Here is a 17579-nt window from a genome sequence, read left to right as displayed (position 1 = left end):
CAGGGGAAATCCCATTTATGCAACGTTTTCTTAGCATCGCACTGGCGCTTTGCGTCGGCCTGACGCTGAGCCTGGACGCCAACGCCAAGCGCTTCGGCGGCGGCAAGAGCTCGGGCTCCGCGCCTATCCACCAGACCCGCCAGGCTACGCCAACCACGCCCGCCGCTGCACCGACCGCTCCTGGCCGTGCACCGGCCGCCGCCAGCGGTGCTTCGCGCTGGCTGGGCCCACTGGCCGGCCTCGCCGCCGGTGGCCTGCTGGCGTCCATGTTCATGGGTGACGGCTTCGAGGGCCTACAGATCATGGACTTCCTGATCGTCGCCCTGATCGCGTTCCTGGTGTTCCGCTTCATCGCCGCACGGCGCCGCCAGCAGCAGCCGCAGATGGCCGCTCCGGGCCACGCACCGTTCCAGCGTGAAGCCCACGGCCAGCCTGCCCAGCCGTCGATCTTCGGTGGTTCGGCTGCACCTGCAGCGCCAGCCGCGCCGGTCATCAACGCCCCGGCCTGGTTCAACGAGCAGAGCTTCCTGGCCGCAGCCCGTAGCCACTTCCAGTCGCTGCAGCAGCACTGGGATGCCAACGAGATGGACAAGATCGCCGAGTTCGTCACCCCGCAGATGCTCGAGTTCCTCAAGCGTGAGCGTGCTGATCTGGGTGATGGTTTCCAGGCTACCTACATCGATAACCTCGATGTGCAACTGGACGGTGTCGACGATCGTGCCGACCGCACCGACGCCACCCTGACCTTCCGTGGCGTGTCGAAGACCTCGCGCTTCGACCAGGGCGAACCTTTCAGCGAAAGCTGGCACATGGTTCGTGCCCCGGGCGAGAACCAGCCTTGGCTGGTCGCCGGTATCCGCCAAAACGGTTAACCGTCGCACGTTGCACAAAAAACCCCGGGCTAGCCCCGGGGTTTTTGCTTTTGCCAGACCGCCCTACTAGGGTATAACGCGCAGCGATGTCATCAAGGTTGGAGGAAATGAACCGTGGAAGAAGTGATCGAACAACTCCGTGAAGCCAATGAACCGGTACCGGTGCCCCTGGAGCTTCCCGACGAGGACCAACTGGTCGAGATCGAGGAACAACTGTTCATCAACATTCCGTTCGTATTCAAAGAATTCCTCTTGACCGTCAGCGACGTGGTGTACGGCTCCCTGGAACCGGTCACCGTCACCGATCCCCAGTCACATACCTACCTGCCCGACGTGGCCGCCAATGCCTGGGATGCTGGAGTACCGCGTGACCTGATCCCGCTGTGCCAGGACGGCGACAACTTCTACTGCGTCGAGGAAGACGGCACGGTGGTGTTGTGGGATGCCGACGAGGAAGGGGTTGGTGAAGACAGCTGGGAATCGGTCTGGCACTGGGCACGGGACGTCTGGCTGGAAAGCTGATGACTTGCACGGTCGCCAGGCTTTAAGCCCCTGGCGACATCGTTACCGCTCCGTCCACTCCCACAATGGTGGAATCCAGCGCAGAGACCCTCCCGCTCAGTGCGTGTTTTCCCGGCTGTTTTCCAGCGTCTCCAGCAGGGCGATCTGCATCCGCGAATGCACGCGGATGAACCAGCGCCACAGCACCGCCACCACTATCGCGGCCACCACGGCGATGATCAGCAGCAATTCGTTGGTCGGCAGGATGCTTGCCGACAACGCCGACAGCAGCAGGAAGATGACCAGCAGTGACAGCAGCGGGATCACTTCGGCCACTACACGGCGAACGCGCTGGGTATGGCGCCCAGCCATTTCCGGTTTGACACCCATCTCCGCCAACAGCATCGACAACGCTTTGAGCTTGCGATAGGCAGCGATAAGGAAGGGCAGCGACAACAACAGCGCCGCGCCCCAGATTATCGCCTTTTGCTGGCTGACATCGCTCACCCATTCACTGAGCCAAGTACCGATACGTACAGCGAAATAGCCGCCGCTGAAGAAAATCGCGATCACCAGCGCCAGGTTGACACCCACCTGCAGCAGGATGCGCCGGATCATCGCGGCCAGCATCGCGCTTTCACCCTGCGGCTGGATACTGCGCAGCCATTCGCCATACAGCGACAGCACGCGCGACAGCCGGCTCGGCATCACCTTGCCCAGCTTCAGCGACAGCGGGTCCGCAGCGCGGATGAGATAGGGCGTGAGCAACGTGGTGATGGCCGAAACAGCCACCGCAACCGGGTAGAGGAAGTCACTGGTAACCTGCAGCGTCATGCCCAAGGCCGCAATGATGAAAGAGAACTCGCCGATCTGTGACAGCCCCATGCCCACGCGCAGCGAGGTACGGCCGTCGTTGCCGGCAATGAATGCACCCATGCCGCAGGACAGCATCTTGCCCAGCACCACCGCTACGGTGATCACCACAATCGGCCAGGCGTAGTCGAGCAGCACGTTCGGGTCGATCATCAAGCCAATGGCGACGAAGAATATGGCGCTGAACAAGTCACGTACCGGCTCGATCAGCCGTTCGATCTTCAGCAACTGGCGGGATTCGGCCATGATCGCACCGATCAGGAAAGCCCCCAGCACCATGCTGTACTCGAGTTTGACCACCAGCAGGCAGAAGCCGAAGCACAGGCCCAGGACGGTGATCAGCAGCATCTCGTTGCTTTCGAATTTCGCCACGTATGCCAGCAGTCGCGGCACCAGCAAAATGCCGATGACCAGCGCCACGATCATGAACAGTGACAGCTTGCCGACCGTGGAAAAGACCTCACCGGAACTGACCGTACCGCTGACCGCAATCCCCGACAGCAGCGCGATAATGCCGATGCCCAGAATATCCTCGACGATCAGCACGCCGAAGATCAGCTGCGCAAAACGCTCGTTTTTCATCTTCAGGTCGTTGAGTGCCTTGACGATGATGGTGGTCGAGGAAATCGCCAGGATCGCACCGAGGAACAGCGAGTCCATGGTGCTCCAGCCAAACCAGCGGCCGATCTCGAAACCGATCCAGATCATCAGGACGATTTCCAGAAACGCTGCAATGAACGCCGTGGCCCCCACCTTGAACAGCTTGCGCAGGCTGAACTCAAGCCCCAGGCAGAACATCAGGAAGATCACCCCCAGCTCGGCCAGGGTCTTGATGGTGTCTTCATCGTGAATCAGGCCGAACGGCGGGGTGTGCGGGCCGATGATGAAACCGGCAACGATGTAGCCCAGCACTACTGGCTGCTTGAAGCGATGAAAGAGGATGGTCACTACCCCGGCGACCAGCATGATCACTGCCAGATCCTGGATGAAGCTGATGGCATGCATGGCGCGATACTCCTTTTCGTTGCCCGGGCAAACCGCTCCTCTGCCAAGGAAAACCCGAGCGAGCAGCAAGTACATACTGTATTGAATGCAGGAAGGCCCATGTTGCATGGGCGTACTCAGGTTAACATCGCACCCCGCCGCATATTGCCGACGCAATATGTAGAAACAGATCGGCCGAGCAACGGCCCCTGATGGCATGATCGGCGTGACGACGGAGCGTCTGTCAGCGTCCCGTATCAGGAAGGCAAACTTCAAGAGGGGAAACAGAAAGTGTCAGCAGATACCCGCCCCGATTCAGCGCAACCTCACCGTGAGCACACTATGGAACCTGGAAACGCCCAGCTGAGCATGACCGTCCTGATGACCCCGGACATGGCCAACTTTTCTGGCAACGTACATGGCGGCACCTTGCTCAAGTATCTCGATGAAGTGGCGTATGCCTGCGCTAGCCGCTATGCCGGCAGCTATGTGGTAACCCTGTCGGTCGATCAGGTGATTTTCCGCGAGCCGGTGCACGTGGGCGAACTGGTGACGTTCCTGGCCTCGGTCAACTACACCGGCAATACCTCCATGGAGGTGGGCATCAAGGTGGTGACCGAGAACATTCGCGAACGCTCGGTGCGACATTCCAACAGCTGCTTTTTCACCATGGTCGCGGTCGACGACAACCGCCGCCCGGTCCCGGTCCCTGCGCGTCAGCCGCAGTCCAGTGAAGAAAAGCGCCGTTTCCTACAGGGCCAGCAACGCCGGCAGATCCGTCAGGAGCTGGAAAAGCGTTACCAGGACCTGAAGACCGACGCCCTTTAAAACGCCAGGGGCTGCGCCTCGAAGCGTACCCGCGGATGAGCGATGCGGTCCTGAGCGCGCACCAACTGCAGTTCGTAGCTGGCGCAGGCCTGGGTTTCCAGCAGCACCTCATGCACAGCTGCCGCGGTGTATTCGAAGGCTTGCACCCAGCTGTCGCCCAACAGCACCCGGGCCAGGAACAGCCCTGAGGTCAAGTCCCCTACCCCGACCGGCTGGCGAGGGAATGCCAGCAGCGGGCGGCGCAAGTGCCAGCTGTGATCATGGGTGACCAGCAACATTTCAAACATGTCTTCGCAACGCCCCGGGTAGGCCAGGTGCTTGACCAGCACAACCTGCGGGCCACGCTCGAGCAGGCCGCGAGCCATGTCCACGCAATCTTCCAGGCTTTGCGCGCGCCGGCCACAAAAACTGTCCAGCTCCAGCTGGTTGGGGCACAGGATGTCAGCCTGGGCAACCGCATCGTCCAGCAGGAACTCGCTCACCTCCTGGGGCACGATGCAGCCCTTCTCCGCATGCCCCATGACCGGGTCGCACAGGTACAGCGCCTTCGGGTTGACCGCCTTGATCCGCTCTACACCTGCCAATATCGCCCGCCCCTGCTCGGCGCTACCCAGATAGCCCGAGAGCACGGCATCGCAATGCCCCAGTTCGCCAATGTTGGAAATACCTTCCACCAACGCAGGAATTTGCGCTGGAGCAAGCACTTCGCCCGCCCACTGGCCATACTGAGTGTGGTTGGAGAACTGCACGGTATTGAGCGGCCAGACATTGACCCCGATACGCTGCATGGGGAACACCGCGGCGCTGTTGCCGGCGTGGCCGAACACCACGTGGGACTGAATGGCGAGCAGGTGCGGAGTGCGTTTCATGCGGGCGTTTTCCAAAGCTGTTTCAAGGATTGTGCGTCGCGCAGTATGAACTCGATTGCCACCTGTACGACAGACCAGGGACGCAGTTAAGCTGGATCGACCTGTTTGGAGCATACGCAAATGTTGACCCTGGAGAATCTCTTCGTCCTGATGCTGGTGGCCACGGCAGGCGCTTGGTTATGGCACAACCACGGGCTGCGCGAGAAAGCCTTGGAACGGGTCAAACAGCATTGTGCCAAGCTGGATCTGGAGCTGCTCGACGATGCCGTCGCGCTCAAGCGCATCGCATTCCTGCGCGATGCCAACGGCAGAAAGCGCCTGGCCCGCGTGTATGCCTTCGAGTTCACTGTCACCGGCGAACAACGCCACCCGGGCACGGTGACTCAGTTTGGCGCTCATAGCGTGCAGATCGAGCTGGCGCCCTACCCGTTCGAGATCAATACGCCGCCACGGGCCGACAACGTGATCGAGATGAAGCAATGGCGCCAGGAACACAATCGCTGGCACAACTGATCACACCACCCGGCAAGCCTCCAGCGCAGCCTGCAGCGCTTGAAGGGGTTGGGGCTGGTCGAAAATAAGCTCAATGCGCGTGTCCTTGCGCCAGTCACTCGGCTGCCAAGCCGGCAAATTGCCGTCAAGGCCGTTGAAAGACTGCCACCCCTGCGGGCTGTGGATAACACCTTTGGCCCGACGCCATGAGTGAGAGTCAAGCAAGCCACGCAGAGCCTGTGGATCGAATTGCTGGCTTGGGTGCCAGCGCCAGCCGACACTCCAGCCGCCCTCACCTTGCTGTGCATGACAGATTGGCTGACGTGGGTCTATCCACAGGGCGCCTGCGGCCGCTTGGTGATTGTCCACAACCCTTTTATCCACAGCAGCATCGCTCACGGCGGCTGTGGATGAATAAGGAAGCCTGGAAACTGCTAACAGCCCCTGCTCTGTCCAAACGCCCTGTTTCGCTGCAAATTCCTTATTTATCAACAACCTACTATTTTCATCAACAGCCTCGCTCTTATTGAAAACGACCAGCGCCGCGGCTGCCAGGGCCTGCTGTTGCGCATCAGGTAACGGCTCACCTCGCGCTAGCGCTTGAGCATCCACAACCATGACCATCGGCTGCAGCGTCAGCACTCCAACCCAGGGGGCCTGATTCAGTTGAGCCAGTAACTGCAAGGGGTGACCAAGACCCGAAGGTTCAATGAACAGCCGGTCGGGCCGCACCTTGCGCAACAGGCGCCCCAGCCCGACCTGAAACGGAGTGCCATTGACGCAGCACAGGCATCCACCCGCCACTTCGGCAATGGCAACCCCATCTTCATCACGGCTGAGCAGGGCCGCATCCAGGCCGATCTGGCCAAACTCATTGACCAGTACGGCCCAACGCTCGCCGGCCGGGCGCTGAGCCATAAGCTGACGGATGACGCTGGTCTTGCCTGCACCCAAGGGGCCAGCGATGACGTGGGTAGGAATGTTCTGCAGCATGCGTTTACTTCAGGCCGAAATTCACTCCACTATGCCCCGTCACGCCAACCAGTCAAGGCTGAGCAACAGGCGAGGGTCATGGCCAGCCGGCGAGCGATGGATCAGGCCTGCCCCTTCGTTGCCTACCCATTTTTCGCCCTTCAGCAGCGCAACATCACCCGCTTGCAGTCGTTGGATGTTATCCACAGGTGCCGGTGCGAGCTGCAATCCGGCTCGTTCGATGGCTCCTTCGCACAGCCATTCGCTGCCGCAGCCCACATAAGTCGTGAGCAAGCGCACAGGCACGTTATCCACATGAAAGCGCGGGCACATGGCATTGTGCAGTACCCGCACGCGCAGACCGACCCGACGTGCACCCAACAGGCACGTATAGGCTGAAATCAGCCAGCACACATCTGCGACGAAACTCTCATAGCCCTGCAGATCAGCCGCTTCCCCCAAAAAGCCCGGCAGTAACGGCGGCTCATGCTCATGCACCTCGAGCACCCGCTGGTCCGCCAACGGTTGGCCGAGGCTGACCACCAATCCCGCGAAGTCTTCAACCTGGGCAGGCAAGCGTCGCTGCCAGACTGCCAGGTTCACGCCCTCTTGAAATATGTCGGTGAGTACCCGAGGCGATTCGCCGTGTACTTGGCGGATATCCACAGGCTGAGCCGCTGGCGTCATGCTGCCTCCTCGGTGTGCCAGGGACCGAAGGGATCCGGCAAGCGCAGCCAGCCCGCATGACCCATTTCCATCTCGTCATCGGTCAACAAGCAGGCATCCAGGTCTGTGGATAACTGGGCGAAGTCGATGTTCTGCCCAATGAACACCAGCTCCTGACGGCAGTCACCACTCTCAGCCACCCAGTGTTCAAGAATTTCTGCAGCGCTCTGTTCGTCCTGCGGCCAGTGTTCCTTTGGCACAAAACGCCACCAGCGACCGGCCAGTCCATAGCGCATCATGCCGCCAGCCTGCGACCAGCTGCCAGCCTCCTGAAACTTGCTGGCCAGCCAAAAGAAGCCTTTGGAGCGCAGTAACCGGCCATTGCTCCATTGCTTGTGGATAAAATCAAAGAAGCGTTGTGGGTGCAGCGGCCTGCGAGCTTGCCAGGTAGTAGCGGCAATGCCGTATTCCTCGGTTTCCGGCACATGCTCACCGCGCAGTTCCTGAAGCCATCCAGGTGCCTGTGCAGCCTGCTCGAAATCGAAAAGGCCGGTATCCAGGATCTGTGCCAGCGGCACCTGGCCCATGACCATCGGCAAAATCTGCGCTCGGGCATTGAGGCTGCGCAAAATGGCGATGAGCTCCTCGCGCTCATGCTGGCTGATCAGGTCGATCTTGCTCAGCAGCAGTACATCAGCAAACTCCACCTGTTCGATCAGCAGGTCGCTGATCGATCGCTCATCGTCGTCCCCCAAGGTTTCGCCACGGCTCGCCAGGCTGTCCGCCGCCTGATAATCGCGCAGGAAGTTCAGGCCATCGACCACCGTCACCATGGTGTCCAGCCGTGCCATGTCGCTCAAGCTACGGCCCTGCTCATCGCGGAAAGTGAACGTCTCAGCTACAGGCAGCGGCTCGGAGATGCCTGTGGACTCGATCAGCAGATAATCGAACCGGCCTTCATTCGCCAGCCGTGCGACTTCCTCCAGCAGGTCCTCGCGCAGGGTGCAGCAGATGCAGCCGTTGCTCATCTCAACCAGCTTTTCTTCCGCCCGATTCAGGCTGACATTACGCTGGACCTCACTGGCATCAATGTTGATTTCGCTCATGTCATTGACGATGACTGCGACACGCAGGTTGTCGCGATTACGCAGGACATGGTTGAGCAAGGTGCTTTTACCGGCACCCAGGAAGCCGGAAAGCACAGTAACGGGAAGACGATTGGGCATGGCGAAACCTCTACAGGCAGACGCATTCGAAACGATGCATTGCACAATGTTATAAAGTAACAATACAATTTCGCCAAGCCGTACTCGTCGGATGAGTACCCGGAGATGGAAATGAACCTGTCACCTGCCGCCCTGTTGCTGCTGCTCGCTGCGCCTACATCCTTGCTTGCGATGCCTCAGCAAAACACGCTGGCGGTATGTACACGCAGCGCGACGCTGTTGGCCTGCAAGGACGCCAATGGCAGTTACTACAGCGTGCGTACGGAGGGCAGCCACTTCTACCTGCGCGGTTTCGACAGTGCGACGCGCCGCTTATGGGCGCAAACCAACAGCCGCTATGGAGCGCTGACATTCTTCACCGGCCTGGCCAGCGATGGTGAAGCCTGGGTTGGCTACAGCCGCCGAGTTGGCTGGACCTCTCTTAACCGCGTTTCCAGCTCCAACGGCCAACGGTTCAATCTGCATTGCAGCCTGGTCGGTGGCTGCCGCTGACATTTCTTTTATCTGGTATTGCCAATGACTAGCCTGAAGCTCCCCGATATCGCCGCACAGACACATCAGCATGCTACGCCACTGGCCTGGGTGGGCATGTGCGGGATCGCCCAGCTCGTGCACTTCGACGGGCGTAGCGTAGCGGCCATGGCCGATGCAGGTGTAAGCCTGGAGGATGGCGCCTCGCGCGGTATTCATATGTCCCGGCTGTACCTGTCACTGGAGCGTCTCGAACGTCAATCGCTGACTCCGTTGGCAATCCGCCAAATACTGGCAGATTTTCTGGCTAGTCATGAGGGCCTATCCCATGCCGCCTACCTGCGTTTGACCTTCGATCATTTGTTGAAAAGGCCGGCCCTTGTCAGCCCATTGGCAGGATGGAAAAGCTACTCGATCACCGTGAATGCCAAGGTTGAAAATGGAATGTTCCACGTGGAACTATCGGTTCGCGTGCCTTATTCGTCGACCTGCCCATGCTCTGCGGCACTTGCACGGCAATTGATTCAGCAACAATTCCAGGCAGACTTTTCCGGGCAGGCAATGAACCGAGAGGCGGTCGTGGAGTGGTTGGGCAGCAGCCAGGGCATCGTTGCTACCCCCCACAGCCAACGGAGCCTGGCTGAGGTTCACGTACGGTTGGGCGAAAGCCTGGAAGTACTACCGGTCACGAAGCTGATCGACCAGATTGAGGCAAGCTTGGGCACCGCCGTTCAAACAGCCGTGAAACGCGCAGACGAACAGGCGTTCGCCTTGGCCAACGGACAGAACCTGATGTTCTGCGAAGATGCCGCCCGCCGCCTGCATGAAGCGTTGCGACAGATGGAATGGACCACGGCCTTCAAGCTGCGTGTGGTACATGCAGAAAGCCTGCATGCCCACGACGCAGTCGCCGCCAGCCATTGGCAATGGTGAGCTCTTCAGGTACGCGGCTTTACTGTTCCACAGTCATTTCCCAGCCATACCGCACGGGTATTCATACTGCCCCGTTGTTGGACACCCGAAGCATTGAATGTCCCGTTGACCTGGGTAGTGAACTCCTTATCGCTGAGGAAAGTAGCCTGGCCGGTACCCTGAGCTTTTGGGCAACTGAACTGAAACTTCCAGACATTGCCGGTCCGGTCGGTAATCTTTTGCGTGCAGCCTGACTGAGGGTCCTGCAAGGGAATATCGTTTGTTTTCACCTGCTCCGGCGTCAGGCAGGAACGCACGCCATTACCTGCTACCGCGATGCCCTGCTTGGCCAGCGCCCCTTCCATCATAGCCCTCTGCTCGGGCGGCAGGTTCTTCAGTTGGCCAAGCATGAACTGCATGTCCGGCAACTGCTTACCGTCGACCTGCATGTTGCTGGTGGTGAGCTCCCACAGACCAGGCTGCAACATCTGCGCATGCACCAGTGGGCTGGCCAGGCCAAAAGCAAGGGCCAGCATTGGCAGACGAATCTTCATGGACGAACGCTCCTCAAAATAACCGGCTCATGGCCGGGCAAAGGCTTAGACGGCAAATCCGCTTTCAGGTTGCAAGGCGGCCCTGGAAGTGTTCTGTTATCTGCTGTGTATTTGCCAAGCAGGATGCGTATGGATTACCACAGCCCCTACTTCTTCGGCTATGTGCTCGGGCTCGTTCACTTGCTTGGCATCATCGCCGCGCTGCATGCGGTGTTTACCGTGCGTACTGCCCAAGGGGCCATCGCCTGGGCCATGTCGTTGTTCTTCATTCCCTACTTCACCCTCATCCCCTACCTGGTATTCGGTGCCCGCTCCTTCAATGCCTACATCAAGGCTCGGCGCCAGGCCAACCAGGAAATGCACGTGGCCATGGCCAACCTCAACTGGCGGCCATGGGTGGAGGAAGCCCTCACCGCTCGGGAGTCACAGAGCTACGCCGCCCTGCGTGCCATGCCGAAACTTGGGCGAATGCCATGCCTGGCCAATAACCAAGTGAAGCTGTTGATCGATGGCAAGGCCACCTTCGACGCCATCTTCGCGGCTATCGAACAAGCGCGAGAAGTGGTGCTGGTACAGTTCTTCATCATCCACAACGACACCCTCGGCAAAGCACTGCAGCAACTGTTGCTGCGCAAAGCGGCCGATGGCGTGAAGGTGTTCGTGCTGTATGACAGGGTTGGCAGCCATGCCTTGCCCGCCAGCTATAGCCAGAGCCTCAGAGACGCAGGTGTACAGATCCATGCCTTCGCCACCCGCCGCGGCTGGTTCAATCGCTTCCAGGTGAACTTCCGTAACCACCGCAAGATTGTCGTGGTCGATGGGGTCACCGGTTTCATCGGCGGGCACAACGTCGGTGATGAATACCTTGGCGGCAACCCCCAGCTCTCGCCCTGGCGTGATACCCACGTGCAGATCGGCGGCCCGGTGCTGGCCTGCCTGCAGGAGTCTTTCGCCGAAGACTGGTACTGGGCAACGCGTCAGCTACCGCCACTGATCCTGCCGGACACCTATCCTGACAATGGTGTGCTGTGCCAGGCCCTGGCCAGCGGGCCGGCAGATTCCCAGGAAACCTGCTCACTGTTTTTCATCGAAGCCATCCACTCGGCGACTCGCCGCGTATGGATCACCAGCCCCTACTTCATTCCCGACGAGGCCGTGTTCGCCGCACTGCGTCTGGCCGTGCTGCGCGGTGTGGATGTGCGCATCCTGATTCCAGCGCGGCCTGACCATCGGATCGTTTACGCAGCCTCCAGCCTGTTCGCCTTCGAGGCCGTACGGGCGGGGGTACGCATGTTCCGCTATCAGCCAGGTTTCCTTCATCAGAAGGTGGTGTTGGTGGACGACGAGGTCAGTGCTATCGGTAGTGCCAACCTGGACAACCGCTCGTTCCGGCTCAACTTCGAAATTACCCTGCTGACCGTGGATCGGGATTTCGCGGATCAGGTCGAAACGATGTTGACCACTGATTTCGAGAAGGCCAGGGAAATTACGCCTGAGGACAGCAGTAAAACCCACCGCATTCAACAGCTAGGGATGCGTATTGCGCGGTTGATTTCGCCGATACTCTGATAGGTAACCGGGGCCGCTGAAGCGCCCCGGGGGAATCAGCGATACAGGTCTTCACGCGTCCAGGGCAGGTCATGATGCCCGTCGGCGTAGGGCTTGACGGCAAGGATCTGGTGCAGGTTGATCCAGCCCTTCTGGAATGCGTAGGCGCAGCCGGCCAGGTACAGACGCCAGATGCGCAGGGTCTTTTCCGGCACCAGCGCGGCAGCCTTGTGCAACTGGTTCTCCAGGTTTTCGCTCCAGTGGTGCAAGGTCTTGGCGTAATGCAGGCGCAGGCTCTCGACGTCGACGACCTCCAGCCCGGCCGCACAGATACTTGCACTGATCATCGACAAGTGCGGCAGCTCACCGTTGGGGAATACGTAACGGTCAATGAACTCACCCGCCCCTCGCCCCACCGGACGGCCATCGACATGCTTGGCGGTGATGCCATGGTTCATCACCAGGCCGCCCTCTCGCACAGCGCCAAACAACTTCTGGCTATACAGCGCCAGGTTGGCATGCCCGACATGCTCGAACATGCCAACGCTGACCACCTTGTCGAAGCGGCCATCCTGAGGAAGGTCGCGATAATCGAGGATCTGCAGGTCGACCCTGTCGGCCAGGCCTTCTGCCTTGACCCGTTGCCGCGCCAGCTTGAGCTGCTCTTTGCTCAAGGTAATGCCGAACACTTTCGCCCCGTACTCACGTGCGGCAAAGCGTGACAGCCCACCCCAACCGCAGCCGACGTCCAATAGGTAGTCATCGGTTTGCAGGCGCAGCTTGCGGCACAAGTGGTCAAACTTGTCCTGCTGTGCCTGATCGAGGGTGTTGTCCTGCTCACGGAAGTAGGCGCAGGAATACGCCATGTCCTGATCGAGCCAGAGTTGATAGAACGCGTTGGAGACGTCGTAGTGATAGGAGATGGACTTGGCGTCTGTGCGCTTGTCGTGAGCCACACGCTGTGGCGGTGCATCATCTTCCCCCGTCAGCAAGGCTTCGCTCAGCTCATCGCACACCCGAATGGCTTCACCGATATCGCCCTCCAGCTCCAGCTTGCCTTCCACGAACGCGGCGCCCAGCTGGTCCATGGTTGGATGGGTCAGCTGAGCGATCAACTGAGGCTCCTTGACGAGGATGGTGACCTGCGGACTGGGCCCCAGATCGAACTGGTTACCGTCCCACAATTTCAGACGAAGTGGCAGATGCAGGCTCTGCAGCGCCGGCGGAAGTTGCGCAAGCATGAACGACCCTCCTTCTGGGCTCGATACATGAAATTTCGAACACCACCGAAACAGGGTAGTTCATTCGTGCGAAGTTTCCGCTGAACGATACCAAGGTCTAGAACCAACTGATCTTATGAATACCTCAGATTGTATACAATTTAGCGCTCTCAGCTTAACCTTGTGTCCATCTCGCGCTTCTTCATCTGGAGTAGAAAACCCATGAAATCCTATGACGTGGTGATCATCGGCGGTGGCCCCGGCGGCTACAACGCGGCGATTCGTGCCGGGCAACTGGGCCTGAGTGTCGCCTGTGTGGAAGGCCGCTCGACCCTTGGCGGTACCTGCCTGAATGTCGGCTGCATGCCGTCCAAGGCATTGCTGCATGCCTCGGAGTTGTATGAGGCTGCCAGCGGTGACGAGTTTGCCCACCTCGGCATCGAAGTGAAGCCAACCCTGAACCTCGCCCAGATGATGAAACAGAAGGACGAGAGCGTGACTGGCCTGACCAAGGGCATCGAGTACCTGTTTCGCAAGAACAAGGTCGACTGGATCAAAGGCTGGGGCCGCCTCGATGGCGTCGGCAAGGTCATTGTCAAAGCCGAGGACGGCAGCGAGACGCCGTTGCAGGCCAAGGACATCGTCATCGCTACCGGCTCCGAGCCCACTCCCCTGCCAGGCGTGACTATCGATAACCAGCGCATCATCGATTCCACGGGCGCCTTGGCCCTCCCCGAGGTGCCCAAGCACCTGATCGTGATCGGCGCTGGCGTCATTGGCCTGGAGCTGGGTTCGGTGTGGCGTCGCCTGGGCAGCCAGGTCACCGTCATTGAATACCTCGACCGCATCTGCCCCGGCACAGATGAGGAAACCGCAAAGACCCTGCAAAAGGCCCTGGCCAAGCAAGGCATGGCCTTCAAGCTCGGCAGCAAGGTGACCCAGGCGACGGCCTCGCCCGACGGGGTCAGCCTGACGCTGGAACCGGCCGCCGGCGGCGCTGCAGAAACACTGCAAGCCGACTACGTACTGGTTGCCATCGGCCGTCGTCCTTATACCCAAGGCCTGAACCTGGAAAGCGTCGGGCTGCAGACCGATAAACGCGGCATGCTCACCAACGAGCATCATCGCACCTCGGTGCCAGGTGTCTGGGTCATTGGCGACGTCACCTCCGGCCCGATGCTGGCGCACAAGGCCGAAGACGAAGCGGTCGCCTGCATCGAGCGCATCGCCGGCAAACCCCACGAAGTCAATTACAACCTGATCCCCGGCGTGATCTATACCCGCCCCGAGCTGGCCAGCGTCGGCAAGACCGAAGAGCAACTCAAGGCAGAGGGCCGCGCCTACAAAGTGGGCAAGTTCCCCTTCACCGCCAACAGCCGCGCGAAGATCAACCATGAGACCGAAGGCTTCGCCAAGGTCCTCGCCGATGCCAACACCGATGAGGTACTGGGCGTGCATCTGGTCGGCCCGAGCGTCAGCGAGATGATCGGCGAGTTCTGCGTGGCGATGGAATTCTCGGCCTCGGCTGAAGACATCGCCCTCACCTGCCACCCGCACCCGACCCGCTCCGAGGCCTTGCGCCAGGCGGCGATGAATGTGGATGGGATGGCGATGCAGATCTGAGGTTCGAAACCCCGGAACGACGCCCCTCTCACTGAGGGTTGTTACAGTGAGTTCGAAGAACTGAAGCTGTTGCGGCAGGCCCCAAATCATGGGGCCTGTGGTCTGGTCCAGTCTTCAAAATATTTCTCCCGACTGCCCCCTGGAGACTGAACGGATCATTAATATAGAGCGGCTGATAATAATAATGAGTGGAACCCCAAGCCGTGAAAATCCAGCCTCTTCCGCCGCTCAACAGCCTGCATGCGTTTGAGTCTGCAGCCCGCCATTTGAGCTTTACCCTTGCTGCCAAAGAACTGAACGTCACCCAGGGTGCCATCAGCCGTCAGGTTCGCCTGTTGGAAGACTACCTGGGCAAGGCACTGTTCACCCGCACCACCCGCACCATGACCCTCACCCATACCGGCACGCAGTACTACGAAACGGTGCGCGAGTGCATGTTGCACCTGGCCCGTACCACGGGCGAGATTCGCCAGTGGCATGGCAACCAGCAAGTGACGGTGGCCACCAGTACCGCCATGGCCTCACTCTGGTTACTGCCCAAGGTGTCGGAGTTCCAGAGTGCCCATGAAGACATCGATCTGCGGATCATCGCCCACGATCATGTGAAGGATTACGCCAGGCTCGAGAGCGACCTCGCGCTGTACTACTGCAACCCACCGCCCAAGGACATGACTGTCACGCCGCTGTTCTCGGAAAAGATCTTTCTGGTATGCAGCCCGGCCTATCTGGCCAGGCATCCGCAACTGAGCAGCATCGAAGGTTTGGCGACGTGCACCTGGCTGTGGCTTGAGGACTCCCAGCGCGACTGGGTAGGTTGGCCGGAGTGGTTCAAACGCCTGGGGTACCAGCCGATGACGCCCAAGCACCGCGTGAACATCAACAGCTACAGCATGTTGATCCAGTCGGCGATCAGTGGCCAGGGCGTGGCTCTGGCCTGGGGCAACCTGGTGGACGATGCGTTGAGCAGCGGCGCGCTGGTCATGCCCAACGATGTGGTGCTGCAGACCGATGCCAAGTTCTGCCTGCTGGAGTCGACCAACGAGCGGGGCCCCCGTGAAAGCGTGCGGCTGTTCCGAGACTGGTTGATGGCCCAGCCATCCGTACAGAAATAGCCTGCCAGAAAGCACAAGACCGACAGCGGATGACTGCCGGTCTTGGGTATTCCATACCGGGTTGGGGTCAGCTGGCTTTCTTCGCCGTCAGCCCCCCATCAAGACCCCCGCCCGTCAGTGTGCCAGTCACCGGAGTGATGCCCTGAGGGATGATCTGCGGGATTGGCATGCGCCCGCCCGGCGGTGTATCGAGCACGCCATCAGCCATTTCCTGGCGCAAGCTGCGCATCAGGGTGTAACTGATCAGCAGGATGAACCCCGCAATGGGCAAGCCCGCTGCGATGCTTGCCATCTGGATCGCCTTGAGCCCTCCCGCCATCAGCAGGGCTGTGGCAATGGCACCCTCCAGAATGCACCAGAGCAGGCGGATACTCTGCGGCGGATTGGCACTGCCCATGGAGTTCAACGTACACAGCACCTGGGTGCCGGAGTCAGCCGAGGTGATAAAGTACGTCGCCAACAGGATGCAGACCAGCACGCTCAGCACCTTGCCCAACGTACCCGCGTCGATCTTGTGCAGCAGGGTGAACATGGCCGCAGTGGTTTCCTGCTTGGTCGCCAGCAATACCGTGCCACCTTCGAACTTGGCCTTGTCGCCCTGCAGCTCGCCGCTGGCTACCCGCAGCTCGTGGTGCTGACGGTCGACCTGCTCGGTCTTGAGGGCCGCGCCGCCGAACACTGACATCCAGACGATGGTCACCAAGGTTGGCACCAACAGCGCGCCGGCAATCAGTTCTCGAATGGTACGGCCCTTGGAGATGCGGGCGATGAACAGGCCTACAAACGGCCCCCAGGTCATCCACCATGGCCAGTAGAAGGCCGTCCACCAGTTCTGCCAGCCACTGTCTTTCTGGGCATCGCTCCAGAAGCTCAAGCCGACGATGTGCTGGGCATAGTCTCCGGTGCTTTCAAGCATCAGGTTGAGAATGTAGCGAGTCGGCCCAAGCAGCAGGATCAACACCACCAGTATCACCGACAGCAGCATGTTCCATTCCGACAGGCGCTTCATGCCGCGCGATACACCAGCCATCACCGATACGGTGGTCACCAGGGTAATGAGCACGATCAAGGTGACTTGCACCCCGAGGCTGATGGGCAGGTCGAACACCTGGCTCAAGCCAGTGTTCATCTGCACTACACCCAGCCCCAACGACTGGGAGACACCGAATGCAGTGATCACCACTGCAAGGATATCGACCACGTGCCCGATAGGCCCATAGATGCGCTCACCTATCAGCGGGTAGAGGATCGAGCGCATGCTCAGCGGCAAGCCCTTACGGTAGGCAAAGTACGCAAGGCCTAGGCCCACGATGGTAAAGATTGCCCACGGATGCAGGCCCCAGTGGAACAAGGTAATACGCATGGCGGTGGTCGCCGCTTCGTCGGTCAGGCCCGTAGCAAAGGGGTTGCCCGCGTAATGCCACATGGGCTCTGCAACCGACCAGAAGATCAGGCCAATGCCCATGCCACCACTGAACAACATGGCGATCCAGGAGCCGAAGCTGAACTCAGGCTTGTCGTCGTCACGCCCTAACTTGATGTGCCCGAACTGGCTGCACATGAGATAAAACAGTAGCCCCAAGACACCAGTGACCGAGATCAGGTAGAACCATTTGAAGTTCTGCAAGATAAAGTCGGAGGCACGTTGAAATGCAGCAGCCGCGTGTTCTGCGAACAGGGCGCAAAACAGCACGAAAAGTACAACGGCCAGCAACGACCATATCGTCACGGTGGGATTGAGGCCTTTGAGCAGGCCAGATTCGGCACGCATGGGTTATCCCCTATTGTTTTTGTTCAAGGGTTTTATGTCACGGCTGGATAGCGCCGCTGCCACAGGCAGGTGCCAGATCCCTGGC

The 17579-nt window shown here is 59.9% G+C and carries 17 protein-coding genes; 9 read left to right on the top strand and 8 right to left on the bottom strand.

Features of this window, described 5'->3' with window-relative positions:
- Positions 1–17: 17 nt before the first annotated feature.
- Entirely contained in the window at positions 18–872 is an 855-nt protein-coding gene (locus IWW33_RS11730; protein WP_012316883.1) for a TIM44-like domain-containing protein, read from the top strand.
- Between the two features lie 114 nt (positions 873–986).
- Positions 987–1394: an SMI1/KNR4 family protein gene (locus IWW33_RS11725; protein ID WP_046786759.1), complete on the top strand. Its 408-nt coding sequence runs from the start codon at positions 987–989 to the stop codon at positions 1392–1394.
- 96 nt (positions 1395–1490) lie between these two features.
- On the opposite strand, the gene IWW33_RS11720 is transcribed toward IWW33_RS11725, so the two are convergent.
- Positions 1491–3251, bottom strand: coding sequence for a cation:proton antiporter (locus IWW33_RS11720; RefSeq protein WP_046786760.1), 1761 nt, complete (start codon positions 3249–3251; stop codon positions 1491–1493).
- Positions 3252–3572: 321 nt separating this feature from the next.
- Here IWW33_RS11720 and IWW33_RS11715 point away from each other — a divergent pair, with 321 nt between their 5' ends.
- Positions 3573–4058, top strand: coding sequence for an acyl-CoA thioesterase (locus IWW33_RS11715; RefSeq protein ID WP_012316886.1), 486 nt, complete (start codon positions 3573–3575; stop codon positions 4056–4058).
- Here the strand turns inward: IWW33_RS11715 and pdxY are convergent.
- Positions 4055–4927 carry a pyridoxal kinase PdxY gene (gene pdxY / locus IWW33_RS11710; protein WP_046786761.1) on the bottom strand — a complete coding sequence of 291 codons (873 nt, stop codon included), beginning with the start codon at positions 4925–4927 and terminating at the stop codon, positions 4055–4057. The two genes, IWW33_RS11715 and pdxY, sit on opposite strands and share 4 nt — an antisense overlap.
- Positions 4928–5047: 120 nt before the next feature.
- On the opposite strand from pdxY, the gene IWW33_RS11705 reads away from it, so the two are divergent.
- Positions 5048–5440 (top strand): DUF3301 domain-containing protein, encoded by a 393-nt coding sequence (locus tag IWW33_RS11705; RefSeq protein ID WP_012316888.1) that lies wholly within the window; start codon positions 5048–5050, stop codon positions 5438–5440.
- Here IWW33_RS11705 and IWW33_RS11700 read toward each other — a convergent pair whose 3' ends face one another.
- The 3 genes from IWW33_RS11700 to zigA are packed head-to-tail and all read right to left on the bottom strand — an operon-like array spanning position 5441 to position 8283.
- Entirely contained in the window at positions 5441–6412 is a 972-nt protein-coding gene (locus tag IWW33_RS11700; RefSeq protein ID WP_115273186.1) for a CobW family GTP-binding protein, read from the bottom strand. It abuts the gene before it with no gap.
- Positions 6413–6451: 39 nt separating this feature from the next.
- Entirely contained in the window at positions 6452–7078 is a 627-nt protein-coding gene (locus IWW33_RS11695; protein ID WP_046786763.1) for a DUF1826 domain-containing protein, read from the bottom strand.
- Positions 7075–8283, bottom strand: a complete 1209-nt coding sequence (zigA, locus tag IWW33_RS11690) for a zinc metallochaperone GTPase ZigA (protein ID WP_174142385.1) — start codon at positions 8281–8283, stop codon at positions 7075–7077. Before zigA ends, IWW33_RS11695 begins: the two co-directional genes overlap by 4 nt.
- Before the next feature lie 111 nt (positions 8284–8394).
- On the opposite strand from zigA, the gene IWW33_RS11685 reads away from it, so the two are divergent.
- Together IWW33_RS11685 and folE2 are read left to right on the top strand one after the other, a co-directional pair.
- Positions 8395–8775 carry a hypothetical protein gene (locus IWW33_RS11685; RefSeq protein WP_039602354.1) on the top strand — a complete coding sequence of 127 codons (381 nt, stop codon included), beginning with the start codon at positions 8395–8397 and terminating at the stop codon, positions 8773–8775.
- 24 nt (positions 8776–8799) lie between these two features.
- Positions 8800–9687 carry a GTP cyclohydrolase FolE2 gene (gene folE2, locus IWW33_RS11680; protein ID WP_174142384.1) on the top strand — a complete coding sequence of 296 codons (888 nt, stop codon included), beginning with the start codon at positions 8800–8802 and terminating at the stop codon, positions 9685–9687.
- 5 nt (positions 9688–9692) lie between these two features.
- Here the strand turns inward: folE2 and IWW33_RS11675 are convergent, their stop codons facing one another.
- Complete coding sequence (locus IWW33_RS11675) at positions 9693–10220, bottom strand: DUF3617 domain-containing protein (protein ID WP_039602348.1); 528 nt, start codon at positions 10218–10220, stop codon at positions 9693–9695.
- A 129-nt stretch (positions 10221–10349) separates the two neighbouring features.
- On the opposite strand from IWW33_RS11675, the gene cls reads away from it, so the two are divergent.
- A complete protein-coding gene (gene cls, locus IWW33_RS11670) occupies positions 10350–11789 on the top strand; it encodes a cardiolipin synthase (protein ID WP_046786766.1) in 1440 nt (479 codons plus the stop codon).
- Positions 11790–11824: 35 nt separating this feature from the next.
- Here cls and cfaB read toward each other — a convergent pair whose 3' ends face one another.
- Entirely contained in the window at positions 11825–13009 is a 1185-nt protein-coding gene (cfaB, locus tag IWW33_RS11665) for a C17 cyclopropane fatty acid synthase CfaB (RefSeq protein WP_046786767.1), read from the bottom strand.
- Positions 13010–13210: 201 nt separating this feature from the next.
- On the opposite strand from cfaB, the gene lpdA reads away from it, so the two are divergent.
- Together lpdA and IWW33_RS11655 are read left to right on the top strand one after the other, a co-directional pair.
- Entirely contained in the window at positions 13211–14611 is a 1401-nt protein-coding gene (gene lpdA / locus IWW33_RS11660; protein WP_046786768.1) for a dihydrolipoyl dehydrogenase, read from the top strand.
- Between the two features lie 203 nt (positions 14612–14814).
- Positions 14815–15723 (top strand): LysR substrate-binding domain-containing protein, encoded by a 909-nt coding sequence (locus tag IWW33_RS11655; protein ID WP_046786769.1) that lies wholly within the window; start codon positions 14815–14817, stop codon positions 15721–15723.
- A gap of 67 nt (positions 15724–15790) precedes the next feature.
- On the opposite strand, the gene IWW33_RS11650 is transcribed toward IWW33_RS11655, so the two are convergent.
- Positions 15791–17494, bottom strand: a complete 1704-nt coding sequence (locus tag IWW33_RS11650; RefSeq protein ID WP_174142383.1) for a BCCT family transporter — start codon at positions 17492–17494, stop codon at positions 15791–15793.
- Positions 17495–17579: the final 85 nt, after the last annotated feature.

The organism is Pseudomonas sp. M2 (assembly GCF_015751845.1).
GTDB classification, from domain to species: Bacteria; Pseudomonadota; Gammaproteobacteria; order Pseudomonadales; family Pseudomonadaceae; genus Aquipseudomonas; species Aquipseudomonas putida_E.
This window is presented reverse-complemented; position numbering and strand designations above follow the sequence as displayed.